Source organism: Pseudoxanthomonas suwonensis (assembly GCF_000972865.1).
GTDB classification, from domain to species: domain Bacteria; phylum Pseudomonadota; class Gammaproteobacteria; order Xanthomonadales; family Xanthomonadaceae; genus Pseudoxanthomonas; species Pseudoxanthomonas suwonensis_B.
Map to the genome: position 1 here is coordinate 3,419,168 of NZ_CP011144.1, position 15,910 is coordinate 3,435,077.

The window sequence follows — 15,910 nt, forward strand, 5'->3', positions numbered from 1 at the left end:
CGCAGGCGAAGGGGAGGGCCGGGGAGGGGTGCTTTTGCGGTTGCTGTTGCTCCACCAATCGAAGCCACGTCCTCAAAGCTCCCGAGGCCGTCGTGCCCAGAGGGGATGGCGCAAGCAGCACATGGATGTGCTGCGGTCGCGACTCGGAGGCAGGACGCCGGAGCGGAGCGATGCGCCATCCCCTCTGGGCACGATGGCCCCCTCCGAAGCCAGCGCCCTTGCTCCAAGCCGTGAGCCGCGACTACCCCCTCTGAAGCCAGCGCCCTTGCTTCAAGCCGTGAGCCGCGACTACCCCCTCCGAAGCCAGCGCCCTTGCTTCAAGCCGTGAGCCGCGACTACCCCCTCCGAAGCCAGCGCCCTTGCTCCAAGCCGCAAGCCGCGACTACCCCGTCCGAAGCCACCGCTTTAGCTTGCTTCGAGCCCCAACGGGACGGCGCCCCGTATAAAGGGGCCAAGGGGTTCCCAGCCGGATCGGTACGATTCAGGCCAAGAGCCCCCTAAGGCTTGCAATAGGCCACGCCGATCGCCATAATTCCGCCTCTGCTGCGGGGTGGAGCAGTCTGGCAGCTCGTCGGGCTCATAACCCGAAGGTCGCAGGTTCAAATCCTGCCCCCGCTACCACGTTTCGCGGTTCCGTCTTCCCGGTGTTGGTGGGCAGGCGGCAACCGCAAAGCCTGGGCTTGCAACGGCGCATGTTCCCGCCGTTGCGCCGATTCCAGCATCATCGGATGGGAAGCCCAGGCGGGCCTCCTGTCGGACACGGGGCCCAAGCGGGCCCTTTGTCGTTTCCGGGGTCCGGTTTTTTCCCGAAGCATGTCCCGCCGTTCCGTTCCTGCGTTCGAGTAGCCGCCGCAATGAGCGACAAGCACAGCGAAATCACCCAGCTGCTGGGCCCGACCGTCGAGTCGCTGGGCCTGGAACTGCTCGGCATCGAGTACCTGCCGGCGCCCGGCGGCGCGACCCTGCGCCTGTACATCGACGTGCCGTCCGCCGAGGGCGATGCGCGCACCGTCACCATCGAGGACTGCGAGGCGGTCAGCCGCGAGGTTTCGGCGCAGCTGGACGTGGCCGACCCGATCTCCGGCAACTACACCCTCGAGGTGTCCTCGCCGGGCCTGGACCGGCCGCTGTTCACCCCGGCGCATTTCGCCCGCTTCCTCGGCGAGCAGGCCAAGGTCGGGCTGAAGCTGCCGCAGGACGGCCGCCGCCGGCTGCAGGGCACGATCCTGCGGGTCGAGGACGGCATGGTCGTGTTCGGCCTGGACAGCGCCGAGTTCGTGGTGGCCGCCGACAACATCGACAAGGCGCGGCTGGTCCCCGACTGGGCCGCGCTGGGCCTGGCGCCCACCAAGCATTCGCCTTCGAAAGGCAAGCCCGGCCACGGCACGGGCAAGAGCATTGGCAAGCAACCCTCCAACAAGCCGGCGGCCGGCAAGCCGCACGCGGAGTAAATAGATGAGCAAGGAACTTCTTCTGGTAGTGGATGCGGTCGCCAACGAGAAGGGCGTGCCGCGCGACGTGATCTTCGACGCGCTGGAGGCCGCGCTGGCCTCGGCGGCCAAGAAGCGCTACGTCGACCAGGACGTGGTCACCCGCGTGGCGATCGACCGCAAGGACGGCAGCTACGAGACCTTCCGCCGCTGGGAAGTGGTCGCCGACGACGTGGTTATGGAGTCGCCCGATCGCCAGATCCGCCTGATGGACGCGGTCGACGAGGCCGACGGCGTCGAGGTCGGCGACTGGATCGAGGAGCAGATCGAGAACCCGGAGTTCGGCCGCATCGCCGCCCAGGCTGCCAAGCAGGTGATCGTCCAGCGCGTGCGCGAGGCCGAGCGCCAGCAGGTCGTGGACGCGTGGACCGACCGCGTCGGCGAGCTGGTCACCGGCGTGGTCAAGCGCGCCGAGCGCGGCAACATCTATGTCGACCTGGGCGGCAATGCCGAGGCCTTCATCCCCAAGGACAAGGGCATCCCGCGCGACGTGCTACGCACCGGCGACCGCGTGCGCGGCTACCTGTACGAGGTCCGCAGCGAGCCCCGCGGCCCGCAGCTGTTCATCAGCCGCGGCGCGCCGGAGTTCATGATCGAGCTGTTCAAGCTCGAGGTGCCTGAAGTCGGCCAGGGCCTGGTCGAGATCAAGGCCTGCGCCCGCGACCCGGGCGACCGCGCCAAGATCGCGGTGATCGCCCACGACACCCGCACCGATCCGATCGGCGCCTGCATCGGCATGCGCGGCTCGCGCGTGCAGGCGGTGTCCAACGAGCTCAACGGCGAGCGCGTGGACATCGTGCTGTGGAACGACAACCCGGCCAACTTCGTCATCAACGCGATGGCCCCGGCCGAGGTCCAGTCGATCATCGTCGACGAGGACAAGCATTCGATGGACCTGGCCGTGGCCGAGGACCGCCTGGCCCAGGCGATCGGCAAGGGCGGCCAGAACGTGCGCCTGGCCAGCCGCCTGACCGGCTGGCAGCTCAACGTCATGACCCAGGACCAGGTCGCGGCCAAGTCCGAAGCCGAGCAGGCCGTGGCCCGCCAGCTGTTCATGGACAAGCTGGAGGTCGACGAGGAGATCGCCGGGATCCTGGTGGCCGAGGGCTTCAGCACGGTCGAGGAGATCGCCTACGTGCCGGTCGGCGAGCTGCTGGCGGTGGAGGGCTTCGACGAGGACATCGTCGAGGAACTGCGCTCGCGCGCCCGCGACGCCCTGCTCAACGAGGCGCTGGCGGTGGAGGAGGAGCTGGACGAGCACCAGCCGGCCGAGGACCTGCTGGCCCTGGAGGGGATGGACGAGGAGACCGCCTTCGCCCTGGCCAGCCACGGCGTGCGCACCAGCGAGGACCTGTCCGACCTGGCCGCCGACGAGGTCGCCGAGTTCGGCATCGAGGGCCTGGACGAGGCCCGCGCAGCGGCGTTGATCCTGGCCGCCCGCGCCGAGGAAATTGCCCGTCTGGAGCGTGGCGCATGAGCGCCACAGGGGCCCGCCTGGAGCGCGGCGAATGATCCGGCGATGAACACCGCCCTGCACCGTCCAGGGCTTAGAATCCGCGCTTCCCTTGCTCTCGGCGAGGGGGCGCCACCAAGAGCATAGGATCCGAATGTCGCAGCAAACCACCATCCGCAAGCTCGCCGAGCTGGTCAATACCCCCGTCGAGAAGCTGCTGGAGCAGCTGGCCGAAGCCGGCATGCCCTTCAGCGACCCCGACCAGGTCGTGACCAGCGCCGAGAAGCTCAAGCTGCTCGGTTTCCTCAAGCGCGCGCACGGCAAGGGCGACAGCCAGGCCGAGGAGATCGCCGCGCCGAAGAAGATCACCCTGGCCCGGCGCAAGGTCCAGGAGCTGACCGTCGGCGGCGGCCGCAGCAAGACCACGGTCAACGTCGAGGTGCGGCAGAAGCGCACCTACGTGAAGGGCGGCGAGAACGCCGCCGACACCGCTACCGCCCGGCCTGCCGGTCCGGTCAGCGACGAGCACGCCGAGGTCCTGCGCAAGCTGGAAGAGTCGCGCCAGCGCAACCTGGCCGAGCAGCAGCACCTGGCCGAGGTCGACCGTGTCCGCGCCGAGGAACTGGAGCGCAAGCGCCAGGAAGAGGAAGCGCAGCGCCAGGCCGAAGCCACCCAGCGCCAGGCCGAGGAAGAGCGCCAGAAGGGTCCCGCCGGGCGACCCCCGGCCGACGGCGAGGCCGCGGCCCCGCGTCCGGCACGCGCGCCGGCAGCCGCCCACCGTCCGGCGCCCGACCGTGGCGCCGACGACGGCCGCGGCCACAAGCACAAGACCCGTGGCTCGCACGCCATGGTCGCCGGCATCGAGGACGATTCGGCGGCCAGCCGTTTCGCCGGCCAGCTGCACCTGTCGGCCGCCGATCGCGCGCGTCGTACCAGCACGCGCCCGGGCAGCAAGCCCAAGCCGCGTCGCCAGGAGACGCGTGGAGGGTCCTCCGCCGGCGGCGCCGGCGGCTTCGAGCGTCCGACCGCGCCGGTGGTGCGCGAAGTGGCGATCGGCGACGCGATCACCGTGGCCGACCTGGCGCAGAAACTGGCGCTGAAGGGCGGCGACGTGGTCAAGGCGATGTTCAAGATGGGCGTGATGGCCACCATCACCCAGACCATCGACCACGACACCGCCGCACTGGTTACCGAGGAGCTGGGCCACAAGGTGATCCGTGCCGGCAGCGACGACGCCGAGAGCGAACTGCTCGCGCACGTGGAGCAGGCCGAAGGCGATCTGGCCGCGCGTCCGCCGGTGGTCACCATCATGGGCCACGTCGACCACGGCAAGACCTCGCTGCTGGACTACATCCGCCGCACCAAGGTCGCCCATGGCGAGGCCGGCGGCATCACCCAGCACATCGGCGCCTACCACGTCGAAACGCCCAAGGGCGTCATCAGCTTCCTGGATACCCCGGGCCACGCGGCCTTCACCTCGATGCGCGCGCGCGGCGCCAAGCTGACCGACATCGTGGTGCTGGTGGTGGCCGCCGACGACGGCGTCATGCCGCAGACCAAGGAAGCGATCCAGCACGCCAAGGCGGCCGGCGTGCCGCTGATCGTGGCGATCAACAAGATCGACAAGTCCGACGCCGACCCGATGCGGGTCAAGAACGAGCTGCTCGCCGAGCAGGTCGTGGCCGAGGACTTCGGCGGCGACACCCAGATGGTGGAGCTGTCGGCCAAGACCGGCGACGGCGTGGACGACCTGCTCGACGCGATCTCGCTGCAGGCCGAAGTGCTCGAGCTCAGGGCGGTGTCGGACGGACGCGCCAGCGGCGTGGTCATCGAGTCGGCGCTGGACAAGGGTCGCGGCCCGGTCGCCACCGTGCTGGTCCAGCAGGGCCAGCTGAAGAAGGGCGACTACCTGGTCTGCGGCATCCAGTACGGGCGCGTCCGCGCGCTGTTCGACGAGACCGGCGGCCAGCCGGCCTCGGCCGGCCCGTCGATCCCGGTCCAGGTGCTCGGCCTGTCGGGCGTGCCGGACGCCGGCGACGACTTCGTCGTGGTCAAGGACGAGCGCCTGGCCAAGGACGTGGCCCAGCAGCGCGACGCCAAGCGCCGCGAGTCGCGCCTGGTCCAGGCCGCGGGCAACCGCATGGAAGACGTCCTCGCGCAGATGGGCAAGGGCGAGGGCCAGCAGGTCCTCAACCTGCTGGTCAAGGCCGACGTGCAGGGTTCGGTGGAGGCGCTCAAGCAGTCGCTGACCGCGCTGTCCAACGACCAGATCCGGATCAACGTGATCAGTTCGGGCGTGGGCGGCATCACCGAGTCCGACGCCAACGTCGCCGCCACGACCAAGGCCACGGTGATCGGCTTCAACGTGCGCGCCGACGCCTCGGCGCGCAAGATCATCGAGTCCAACGGCGTGGACCTGCGCTACTTCTCGATCATCTACGACGTGATCGACCAGGTGAAGCAGGTCGCATCGGGCCTGCTGGGCGTGGAGATCCGCGAGGAGATCATCGGCATCGCCCAGGTGCGCGACGTGTTCCGCAGCTCCAAGTTCGGCGCGGTGGCCGGCTGCATGGTCATCGAGGGCGTGGTCAAGCGCAACAAGCCGATCCGCGTGCTGCGCGACAACACGGTCGTCTTCGAGGGCGAGCTGGAGTCGCTGCGCCGCTTCAAGGAGAACGTGGAGGAGGTCCGCAACGGCACCGAGTGCGGCATCGGCGTCAAGGAGTACAACGACGTCAAGCCGGGCGACCAGATCGAGTGCTTCGAGCGCATCGAGGTCCAGCGCACGCTGTAACCGTGCATCCGCCGGCGCCGCCGGCGCCTGCGCGATGACGGGACGGCCCCTGCGGCCGTCCCGCCGTTTCCGGGGAGCGCCACGTGCCTGCACGGCAGCGGGGCGCGCCACCCTCCGTCGGACCGGCCAGCCGGCCCGCGGGCAACACCACGGGCCGCAGCGGCGGCCCGGCAAGGAGATCGGGCCGCCGCGCCCGGCGAGGAGTCCGACATGCCGACCAAGTCCTTCCACCGCACCGATCGGGTCTCGGCGCAGCTGCGCCGAGAGCTGGGCACGCTGGTGCACGAGGCCGTGCGCGAACACGGACTGCCGTCGGTCAGCGTCTCCGACGTCGAGGTCAGCCGCGACCTGGCCCACGCCAAGGTGTTCGTCACCGCGCTGCTGCCGGAACGCTCGGCCGAGGCGGTGAAGGCGCTGAAGGAGCTGGCCAAGGTGCTGCGGACCGAGCTGGCCCGCCGGGTCAAGCTGCGCCACGTCCCCGAGCTGCACTTCCACTACGACGATTCGGTCGACCGCGGCGAGCGCATCGAAGCGCTGCTGAAGGAGAACCCGCCCTCCGGTTCCGATTCGTAGGAGCCGGGTTCAGCCGGCGACACGGGCGTCGGAATCATGAGGGAGTCGCTTGTGCCGGCGTGGCATGTCGCCGGCTGAACCCGGCTCCTACAGAAAAAACCGCGCCTCCCTCCGGTCCGGCATGAATTCCCCACGACGCTTCCGCCCCCTCGACGGCATCCTCCTGCTCGACAAGCCGGCCGGGATGAGCTCCAACGCCGCCCTGCAGGCGGCGCGGCGCCTGTTCCGCGCCGAGAAGGGCGGCCATACCGGCAGCCTGGATCCGCTGGCCACCGGCCTGCTGCCGCTGTGCTTCGGCGAGGCGACCAAGCTGGCCGGCCTGCTGCTGGGCTCGGACAAGGCCTACGAGGCCGGGATCGTGCTCGGCGCGACCACCGATACCGACGACGCCGACGGCCAGGTCCTGCGCCAGCGGCCGATGCCGGCGCTTGACCGCGCCGTGCTTGAGGCCGCGCTGGCCCCGTTCACCGGCGTCCTGCAGCAACGTGCCCCGGTCTATTCGGCGCTCAAGCAGGGCGGCGAGCCGCTGTACGCCCGTGCCCGGCGCGGGGAAGCGATCGAGGCGCCGGTGCGCGAGGTCGTGGTCCAGGCCATCGAACTGCTCGACTTCGGCCCGGACCGCCTGCGCCTGCGGGTGACCTGCGGCAGCGGCACCTACATCCGCAGCCTGGCCCGCGACCTGGGCGAGGTGCTGGGCTGCGGGGCGCACATCGCCAGCCTGCGCCGGCTCTGGGTCGATCCGTTCAGGCAGCCGCGGATGCGTACCCTGGAAGAGCTGGCGGCGCTGGCCCATACCGGTGGCGAAGCGGCGCTGGATGCCTGCCTGCTGCCGCTGGCGGCGGGACTGGCCGACTTTCCCCGGGTCGAGCTGGCGCCGGCCGAGGCGGTCCGCTTCGGCCAGGGGCAGCGCCTGCGGGGGCCCTGGCCGCCCGCCGATCCGGCCGGCGTGTTCGGCCTGGACGGGGCGCCGCTGGGACTGGCCCGGGTCGACGCCGACGGGCGGCTGTCGCCACAGCGCCTGTTCCGGGCCGTGGCCTGAGCGCAGGCTGCGCGTGCACGGCCAACGCCTTGTCCCGCAAGGCGCCGGCAGGTACAATTCGCGCGCCTTTTTCCCGGGCAATCCTTTCCGTCCTTTACCCCCATTCCCATCGGGGGCGGGGCGGTCTTCCGCAAGCGGCGGGTCAGGCGGTGCGCGCAGCGCGTTCCTGCCGGCCTCGCATCCACGAGAACACACCATGTCCATCGACACCCAGAAGATCATCGCCGACAACGCGCGCGGCACCAACGACACCGGTTCCCCGGAAGTCCAGGTCGCCCTGCTGACCGGCCGCATCGAGCAGCTGACCGAGCACTTCAAGACCCACAAGAAGGACCACCACAGCCGTCGTGGCCTGCTGCAGCTGGTCAACCGCCGCCGCAGCCTGCTCGACTACCTCAAGCGCAAGGACAACGAGCGCTACAAGGCCCTGATCGAGAAGCTCGGCCTGCGTCGCTGATGCAAGACCCCGCCGCGGCGCAGAGATGCGCCGCGGTTTGCATTTCGGGCATCGGCAAAGAATTCCGACGTCACTCCGGCCCCGCCGGAGCGCAACATCCGCCAGCGGCCGGGCTTTCCGGCCACCCGCATGCGGCAGGGGTCGCATCCGGTCTATCCGCCAGCAGCATCCTCAAGGAATCAACGTGGCAAAAATCACCAAAACCTTCCAGTACGGCAAGCACCAGGTCACCCTGGAAACCGGCGAAGTCGCCCGCCAGGCCGGCGGTGCCGTCGTCGTCAAGTTCGATGACACCGTGCTGCTGGTCACCGCCGTGGCGGCGAAGTCGGCCCGCGAAGGGCAGGACTTCTTCCCGCTGACGGTCGACTACCAGGAGAAGTTCTACGCCGGCGGCCGCATCCCGGGTGGCTTCTTCAAGCGCGAAGGTCGCGCGACCGAGAAGGAGACGCTGATCTCCCGCCTGATCGATCGCCCGCTGCGTCCGCTGTTCCCGGAAGAGTTCCGCAATGAAGTGCAGGTCATCGCCACGGTGATGTCGCTGAACCCGGAAGTCGACGGCGACATCCCGGCGCTGATCGGTGCTTCCGCCGCCGTCGCCCTGACCGGCGCGCCGTTCAACGGCCCGATCGGTGCCGCCAAGGTCGGCTACATCAACGGCGAATACGTGTTGAACCCGACCGTGAGCGAGCTGAAGACCTCCAAGCTGGAGCTCGTCGTCGCCGGCACCGCCAACGCCGTGCTGATGGTGGAATCCGAAGCCGCCGAGCTGTCGGAAGAGGTGATGCTGGGCGCGGTGATGTTCGGCCATCGCGAGATGCAGAAGGTCATCGCGGTCATCAACGAACTGGTCGCCGAAGCCGGCAAGCCGAAGTGGGACTGGCAGCCGCCGGCCAAGAACGAAGGCCTGATCGCAGCGCTGCGCCACGCCGTGGGCGACAGCCTGGCCGGCGCTTTCCAAGTGCGCGACAAGCTGGAGCGCCGCGACACCATCTCCAGCCTGAAGAAGGCCATCCTGGGCACGCTTGCGCCGGAAGCCGAAAGCAATGCCTGGAGCCCGGGCGAGCTGTCCAAGGAGTTCAGCGAGCAGGAATACCAGACCATGCGCAACTCGGTCCTCAAGACCAAGGTCCGCATCGATGGCCGTGCGCTGGACGAAGTGCGTCCGATCACCTCCAAGGTCAGCGTGCTGCCGCGCGTGCACGGCTCTTCGCTGTTCACCCGCGGTGAAACGCAGGCGATCGTGGCCGTGACCCTGGGCACCGCGCGCGATGGCCAGGTCATCGACGCCGTCGCCGGCGAGTACAAGGACCACTTCCTGTTCCACTACAACTTCCCGCCCTATTCGGTGGGCGAAGCCGGCCGCATGATGGGCCCGAAGCGCCGCGAGATCGGCCACGGCCGCCTCGCCAAGCGCGGCGTGCTGGCGGTGATGCCGACCATGGAAGCCTTCCCGTACACGATCCGCGTGGTCTCGGAAATCACCGAGTCCAACGGTTCCTCGTCGATGGCCTCGGTCTGCGGCAGCTCGCTGGCGCTGATGGATGCCGGCGTGCCGATCAAGGCGCCGGTGGCGGGCATCGCGATGGGCCTGGTGAAGGAAGGCGACGACTTCGTGGTGCTGTCGGACATCCTGGGCGATGAAGACCACCTGGGCGACATGGACTTCAAGGTCGCCGGCACCGCCGAGGGCGTGTCCGCCCTGCAGATGGACATCAAGATCGAAGGCATCACCGAAGAGATCATGAAGCAGGCGCTGTCGCAGGCGAAGGCCGGCCGACTGCACATCCTCGGCGAGATGGCCAATGCATTGACGTCGCCGCGCCAGGAGCTGAGCGAGTTCGCGCCGCGCCTGATCACCATCAAGATCCACCCCGACAAGATCCGCGAAGTGATCGGCAAGGGCGGTTCGGTGATCCAGGCCATCACCAAGGAAACCGGCACCCAGATCGACATCCAGGACGACGGCACCATCACCATCGCCTCGGTCAACGGTGCCGCCGGCCAGGCCGCCAAGGCCCGCATCGAGCAGATCACGTCCGACGTCGAGCCGGGCCGGATCTACGAGGGCAAGGTCGCCAAGATCATGGACTTCGGTGCCTTCGTCACCATCCTGCCGGGCAAGGACGGCCTGGTCCACGTGTCGCAGATCTCCAACGACCGCGTCGAGAAGGTCAGCGACGCACTGAAGGAAGGCGACCTGGTCAAGGTCAAGGTGCTGGAAGTCGACAAGCAGGGCCGCATCCGCCTGTCGATCAAGGCCGTCGAGGAAGGCGAGGACGTGGCCGGCTGAACCCGGACGCACATTGCGTGGTTTCATGAGGGAGCGGGCTTATGCCCGCTCCCTTTTTTTTGGGGGATCTTGCAAGACCGATCTCGCCATGGCATGAGACGGCGGACAAAATGTGATGTATGTCTCTGATATGAGCTAGGAATCCCGCCAGTCTGCCCGCTATCGCGAGCCTGCCGTCATCACGCAAAGCAGACCATTTGTTAACGACACTTTAATTTCTCTTCAAGGACGACTAGTATCGGGCGCAACTTGCCGGTCCTGGTCGGCGGGTTCCCAGGGGATTAAACCCAAGACTTACTTGGAGAGAGAGATGACTTTGAAGACCACCAAGCTCCGCGACGCGATCACCTTCGCGCTCGCTGTGTGCGCCACCGCTGCCGCCGGAACCGGCGTAGCGCTAGCTCAAGAAACCAGCGGACAGCCGCAGACGCTCGATCGCATCGACGTGCTCGGTTCCCGCATCAAGCGCGCCGAGGCCGAAACGGCCCTGCCGGTGCTCTCGATTTCCCGCCAGGAACTGCAGCGCACGGGCCTGACCCAGGTTGCGGACGTGCTGCGCGAGATCAGCGTGGCCGGCCCGTCGCTGAGCCTGAACACCAACAACGGCAACACCAGCGGCAACTCCAGCATCAACCTGCGCAACTGCGGCTCCAACCGCACCCTGGTGATGGTCAATGGCCGCCGCTGGGTCACCGACAACGGCCTGGCCGGTGCGGTCGACCTGAGCTCGATCCCGATGGCCGCCGTCGAGCGCATCGACGTGCTGAAGGACGGCGCCTCCGCGCTGTACGGTTCCGACGCGATCTGCGGCGTGATCAACATCCAGACCCGGTCCGACTTCGACGGCGCCCAGTTCAACGCCTACCGCGGCCAGTACAGCCAGGGCGACGGCGTCCGTGACGCCTACGACTTCACCGTCGGCGGCAACACCGACCGCTTCTCCGGCCTGCTGAACCTCGCCTTCACCGAGCAGGGTGCCGTCTCCGCCGGCGACCGCGACATTTCCGCCATTCCGCTGTACGGCTTCCCGGCCAATGTCTCCACCCCGGGTCGCGCCAGCCCGGTCGGGCCCTATGGCAACTACACCGTGACCGGTCTCGGCAACATCATCCTCGACCCGAGCCGCCCCGGCTGTCAGCCCGGTCAGGTTTGCGCACCCGGTACCGCCGGTGATTTCCGTCCGTTCAACTTCCTGACCGACGGCTACAACTTCGCGCCGGACAACCATCTGATCCAGCCGCAGCGGACCTATTCGGTGTTCGGCCAGGTCGGTTACCAGCTGTTCGACCAAGTTCGTTTCAGCAGCGAAGTGTTCTACACCAACCGTGTGGGTGACGCGCAGCTTGCGGCCCAGCCGCTGTCGCCGCTGACGATCTCCGCCCAGAGCATCTACAACCCGTTCGGCGTCAACGTCACCGGTGGCGCGTTCCGCCCGACCAACTTCCCGCGCGTGTTTGGTCAGGAGCAGGACACCTGGCGTTTCAACGCGGCGCTTGATGGCCACTTCGACATCAACGATCGCTACTTCGCCTGGGACGTCGGCTATACCTACGCCGAGAACAAGCAGCTGCAGCCGAAGAACGGCTTCTACTTCTCGACCCGGGTCAACCAGGCGACCGGTCCGTCGTTCATCGACAGCTCGGGCGTGGCCCGCTGCGGCACGCCGACTGCGATCATCGCCGGCTGCGTCCCGATGAACGTGATGGGCGGCCCGACCGGCTTCACCCAGGAAATGTTCGACTGGATCGCGGTCAACCCGAAGAACCTGCAGAAGGCCACCCAGGAGGCGATCACCGCCAACCTGTCCGGCGACCTGTTCTCGCTTCCGGGCGGCACGATGGCGTTCGCGTTCGGCCTCGAGCACCGCAAGGAATTCGGTTCGAACGAGCCCGACCCGCTGACCGCCGCAGGCCTGGTGCTGGGCGACAACCCGTTCCTGCCGACCCGCGGCAGCTACAGCGTCGACGAAGCCTACCTCGAGCTGCAGATCCCGCTGCTGTCGGACGTGGCCTTTGCCGATTCGCTGGAACTGTCGCTGGCCGCGCGCTACTCCGACTACTCGAGCTTCGGCACCACCACCAACCCCAAGGCCAGCCTGCGCTGGCAGATCAACGAGCAGATGCTGGTGCGCGGCTCGTGGGGTGAGGGCTTCCGTGCGCCTTCGGTCTCCGAGTTGTACCAGGGCTTCGCCACCGGCCGTCCGGCGTTCCAGGACGTCTGCAGCGACAACAACCCGAACTTCGTCGGCAGCGCCGCCGTGCGCCAGGCGTGCTACAACACCGGCGTTCCGGTGGGCTTCCGCAGCCAGCTGTCGCAGACCTTCGCGACCACCGGCGGCAACCCGGACCTGCGTCCGGAGACCTCCGAGTCGCAGACCCTGGGCTTCGTGTACTCGCCGTCGTGGCTGTCCGGTTTCGACGCCTACGTCGACTGGTACAGCATCGTGATCGAGAACTCGATCGGCTCGCTCGCCGCGCAGACCATCATCAACGAGTGCTACCTGCAGGCCAATGCCGGCAGCTGCGCCCTGATCACCCGCGACACCGTCGGCGCCGTCAACGGCAACCCGGGCGAGATCTCGGCCATCATTGCGCAGAACCGCAACTTCGTCGGCGGCATCGAGACCGAGGGCTTCGACTTCGGCGCTTCCTACCGGTTCGAGACCGACGACTGGGGCCTGTTCCAGTTCCGCCTGGACAGCACCTACGTCAGCTACTACGGCGACGTCGGCCAGCCGTCGCGCGGCGAGCTCAACGGCGACGGCCGCATCTCGTCCGGCAACACGGCCGGCCAGCTGCCGGCCGGCTCGTCCACCGGCGCTCCGCGTCACCGCCTGCGTTCCAACCTGACCGCCAACTGGCAGTATGGCGCGTTCGACGCATCGGTGACCATGGAATACCGGAGCCGCGTGCGCGAGAGCTGCAACAACGTGTACAACACCGCCAACGCGCTGGCCGCGGTCGATCCGTCCTACCGCGACCTGGTCAACCTCTGCTCCGATCCGGACCGGATCATCAACGACTACACGTTCGTTCCGGGTACCCAGGACGTCGTCGCCAATCCGGCGCGCCGGCCGGTGAACATGCTCGGCGGCACCACCTACACGCACGTGCAGGCGGGCTGGACGGCTCCGTGGAAGGGCAAGGTCACGCTCGGCATCCGCAACCTGTTCGACAAGAACCCGCCGTTCTCGTCGGATGCGTTCGCGAACTCGTTCGACGCCCAGTACCTGGTCCCCGGTCAGTTCTTCTACATGAACTACCAGCAGAACTTCTGAGGCAGATCCAACGGCATTGTGGGTTCCGACCCACGGACAACGGCCCCGCAAGGGGCCGTTGTTTTTTTGGGCCGACCGGTGGTGGGCCAGCATGGCTTGCATCGGGGAGAAGCGACGGTGGCTACAGGCTCGACCGGGTGCTCCGCCACGCGGAAGCGGAGCCCGGGCCGGTGGCACACAAGCCCGGCGCAGGCGACGCACTCGCGTCCCGTCGCCGGTATCGCCAGCAGGATGCCTCAGGCCGCTCAGGCCGCTCAGGCCGCCTTGAGCGTCTCCAGCCCGCGCAGGTCGAGGATGTCGACCCGGTAGGTGCCGGGCAGGGCTATCAGGCCGCGGTTGCGCAGGGCGGTCAGGCAGCGGCTGACCGTCTCCACGGTCAGGCCGAGGTGATCGGCGATGTCGGCGCGCGGCATGGGCAGGTCGATCGACGGGCCGGCGATGCCGGCGCGCGCCTGCCGCTCGGCCAGGGTCAGCAGGAAGTCGGCCAGGCGCTCGGTCGGGTTCATCCGCGCCAGCGCCATCATCCGTTCGTGCGCCGAATCCAGCTCGGTGCAGGCCCGCTCCAGCAGCTTGCCCTGCAGGTGCGGGTACTGCGTGCCCAGGCGCTGCATGGCGTCCACGCCGAAGCGGCACAACTCGGTCTCGCCCAGCGCCTCGATGTCGTGCTGGTTGAGCTCCGCGCCGCTGAGCCCGACGAAGTCGCCCGGCAGGGCGAAGCCGGCCACCTGGCGGCGGCCGTCGGCCGACAGCCGCACCAGGCGCAGGGCGCCGCGGGTGACGGTGTACACGTGCCTGCGCGGTTCACCCTGGCGCACCAGCACCGCGCCGGGGGCCAGCACCTGCAGCGCGGCGGCGGAGTCCAGCGCCCGCATTTCCTCGCGCGAGAGTACCGAGCAGACCGCCAGGTGGCGGACCTGGCAGTGCAGGCACGGGCCCATCGGACCGGCGTCTTCCGGTGGCGGGTTCAGGCAGGGGTTGTCGAACGGGGGCCAGGACATGAGCGCGCCACGGTGCGGTTGGACCCATGATAGCGGCGTGCAGAGGGCCGCGGGGCCGTCTTCGCCCAAGGTAGAATTGCCGCCCCAGTGCGTTCAGCAGGAGTTTTCCGCTTGATCAGGCCCCGCACCCCGCCCGGCGTCATGGAGCTGCTGCCGCGCGAGCAGATCGCGTTCCAGCGCATGCTGGACGTGATCCGCCGCAACTACGAGCGCTTCGGCTTCCTGCCGGTGGAGACGCCGGTGTTCGAGCTGTCCGACGTGCTGCTGACCAAGTCCGGCGGAGAGACCGAGCGGCAGGTGTACTTCGTCCAGTCCACCGGCGCGCTGGCCAATGCCGCGGCCGACGCGGAGGCCGGCAAGGGCGAGGGCGGGCTACCCGAGCTGGCCCTGCGCTTCGACCTGACCGTGCCGCTGGCCCGCTACGTGGCCGAACACGAGCACGAGCTGAGCTTCCCGTTCCGCCGCTACCAGATGCAGCGCGTGTACCGCGGCGAGCGCGCCCAGCGCGGCCGCTTCCGCGAGTTCTACCAGTGCGACATCGACGTGATCGGCAAGGACGCGCTGAGCATCCGCTACGACGCCGAGGTGCTGGCGGTGATCCACGCGGTGTTCTCCGAACTGGGGATCGGCGCGTTCCGGGTGCAGCTGAACAACCGCAAGCTGATGCGCGGCTTCTTCGAGGCCCAGGGCGTGGCCGACCCGCAGCGGCAGGCGCTGGTCCTGCGCGAGGTCGACAAGCTCGACAAGCGCGGCGCCGATTACGTGCGCGAGACGCTCACCGGCCCGGACTTCGGCCTGCCGGCCGAGGCTGTGGCGCGGATCCTGGCCTTCGTCGAGGTGCGCTCGGAATCGCACGACGACGCCCTGGCGAAGATCGACGCGGTCCTGGCCGAGGCCGGCGACGCCGCCGGCGAGGTCCTGCGCGCCGGCGCCGCCGAGCTGCGCGAGGTGCTGCAGCTGGTCAAGGCGCTGGGCGTGCCCGAGGCGGCCTACTGCCTGAACTTCTCCATCGCCCGCGGCCTGGACTACTACACCGGCACCGTCTACGAGACCCAGCTGGTCGACCATCCCGGGATCGGCTCGATCTGCTCGGGCGGCCGCTACGAGGACCTGGCCAGCCACTACACCAAGTCGAAGCTGCCGGGCGTGGGCATCTCGATCGGCCTGAGCCGGCTGTTCTGGCAGCTGCGCGAGGCCGGGCTGATCGAGGGCGCCGCCGAAAGCAGCGTGCAGGCGATGGTCGCGCTGATGGACGAGTCGCAGCTGCCGCAGGCGCTGGACATCGCCCGCCACCTCCGCGCCGGCGGCATCAACACCGAAGTGCAGATGGAGCCGCGCAAGGTCGGCAAGCAGTTCCAGTACGCCTCGCGCGCCGGGATCCGCTTCGTGGTGCTGGCCGGGGAGGACGAACTGGCGCGCGGCGTGGTCGCGGTCAAGGACCTGGTCCGCGAGCAGCAGTTCGACGTGCCGCGCGAGGAACTGGCCGGCACCCTGCGGGTTGAACTGGAACAGGCGCGGGCGCTGGCCGGCCGCTGAGCC

General features: G+C 68.7%; 9 protein-coding genes, 1 tRNA gene and 2 pseudogenes. 11 read left to right on the forward strand and 1 reads right to left on the reverse strand.

The features are described 5' to 3' along the window. The first annotated feature begins 544 nt into the window (after nucleotides 1–544). The 10 genes and pseudogenes from WQ53_RS14110 (at nucleotide 545) to WQ53_RS14150 (ending at nucleotide 13,373) form a co-directional block, all read left to right on the forward strand. Nucleotides 545–621 (forward strand) — tRNA-Met (locus WQ53_RS14110). A 233-nt stretch (nucleotides 622–854) separates the two neighbouring features. Further along, entirely contained in the window at nucleotides 855–1,451 is a 597-nt protein-coding gene (gene rimP / locus WQ53_RS14115) for a ribosome maturation factor RimP (protein WP_052633346.1), read from the forward strand. 4 nt (nucleotides 1,452–1,455) lie between these two features. Next, on the forward strand, nucleotides 1,456–2,967 hold the full coding sequence (gene nusA, locus WQ53_RS14120) for a transcription termination factor NusA (RefSeq protein ID WP_052633347.1): 1,512 nt from the start codon (nucleotides 1,456–1,458) through the stop codon (nucleotides 2,965–2,967). Nucleotides 2,968–3,097: 130 nt separating this feature from the next. After that, a pseudogene (locus WQ53_RS17465) lies at nucleotides 3,098–3,596 on the forward strand (IF-2-associated domain-containing protein); the annotation flags it as partial. An 86-nt stretch (nucleotides 3,597–3,682) separates the two neighbouring features. Further along, nucleotides 3,683–5,737, forward strand: a pseudogene (gene infB / locus WQ53_RS14125) (translation initiation factor IF-2); the annotation flags it as partial. Nucleotides 5,738–5,947: 210 nt separating this feature from the next. Next, on the forward strand, nucleotides 5,948–6,310 hold the full coding sequence (gene rbfA / locus WQ53_RS14130; RefSeq protein ID WP_052633349.1) for a 30S ribosome-binding factor RbfA: 363 nt from the start codon (nucleotides 5,948–5,950) through the stop codon (nucleotides 6,308–6,310). Nucleotides 6,311–6,431: 121 nt separating this feature from the next. Next, a complete protein-coding gene (gene truB, locus WQ53_RS14135) occupies nucleotides 6,432–7,349 on the forward strand; it encodes a tRNA pseudouridine(55) synthase TruB (RefSeq protein ID WP_052633350.1) in 918 nt (305 codons plus the stop codon). Nucleotides 7,350–7,545: 196 nt separating this feature from the next. Further along, nucleotides 7,546–7,806 carry a 30S ribosomal protein S15 gene (rpsO, locus tag WQ53_RS14140; RefSeq protein WP_052633351.1) on the forward strand — a complete coding sequence of 87 codons (261 nt, stop codon included), beginning with the start codon at nucleotides 7,546–7,548 and terminating at the stop codon, nucleotides 7,804–7,806. 184 nt (nucleotides 7,807–7,990) lie between these two features. Beyond that, a complete protein-coding gene (gene pnp, locus WQ53_RS14145; RefSeq protein WP_052633352.1) occupies nucleotides 7,991–10,096 on the forward strand; it encodes a polyribonucleotide nucleotidyltransferase in 2,106 nt (701 codons plus the stop codon). A 310-nt stretch (nucleotides 10,097–10,406) separates the two neighbouring features. Next, nucleotides 10,407–13,373, forward strand: a complete 2,967-nt coding sequence (locus tag WQ53_RS14150; RefSeq protein WP_052633353.1) for a TonB-dependent receptor plug domain-containing protein — start codon at nucleotides 10,407–10,409, stop codon at nucleotides 13,371–13,373. Between the two features lie 254 nt (nucleotides 13,374–13,627). Here WQ53_RS14150 and WQ53_RS14155 read toward each other — a convergent pair whose 3' ends face one another. Then, the gene (locus tag WQ53_RS14155) at nucleotides 13,628–14,371 is read right to left on the reverse strand and encodes a Crp/Fnr family transcriptional regulator (RefSeq protein ID WP_082113048.1); all 744 of its coding nucleotides are present in this window, start codon (nucleotides 14,369–14,371) and stop codon (nucleotides 13,628–13,630) included. Nucleotides 14,372–14,482: 111 nt separating this feature from the next. Between WQ53_RS14155 and hisS the strand changes: the two genes are divergently transcribed. Next, entirely contained in the window at nucleotides 14,483–15,907 is a 1,425-nt protein-coding gene (gene hisS / locus WQ53_RS14160; RefSeq protein WP_052633354.1) for a histidine--tRNA ligase, read from the forward strand. The last annotated feature ends 3 nt before the right edge of the window (nucleotides 15,908–15,910 follow it).

Bases quoted from the DNA above. Each gene is read 5' to 3' on its own strand.
- rimP (WP_052633346.1), top strand. From the start codon at position 855: ATGAGCGACAAGCACAGCGAAATCACCCAGCTGCTGGGCCCGACCGTC.
- nusA (WP_052633347.1), top strand. From the start codon at position 1,456: ATGAGCAAGGAACTTCTTCTGGTAGTGGATGCGGTCGCCAACGAGAAG.
- rbfA (WP_052633349.1), top strand. From the start codon at position 5,948: ATGCCGACCAAGTCCTTCCACCGCACCGATCGGGTCTCGGCGCAGCTG.
- truB (WP_052633350.1), top strand. From the start codon at position 6,432: ATGAATTCCCCACGACGCTTCCGCCCCCTCGACGGCATCCTCCTGCTC.
- rpsO (WP_052633351.1), top strand. From the start codon at position 7,546: ATGTCCATCGACACCCAGAAGATCATCGCCGACAACGCGCGCGGCACC.
- WQ53_RS14150 (WP_052633353.1), top strand. From the start codon at position 10,407: ATGACTTTGAAGACCACCAAGCTCCGCGACGCGATCACCTTCGCGCTC.
- WQ53_RS14155 (WP_082113048.1), bottom strand. From the start codon at position 14,371: ATGTCCTGGCCCCCGTTCGACAACCCCTGCCTGAACCCGCCACCGGAA.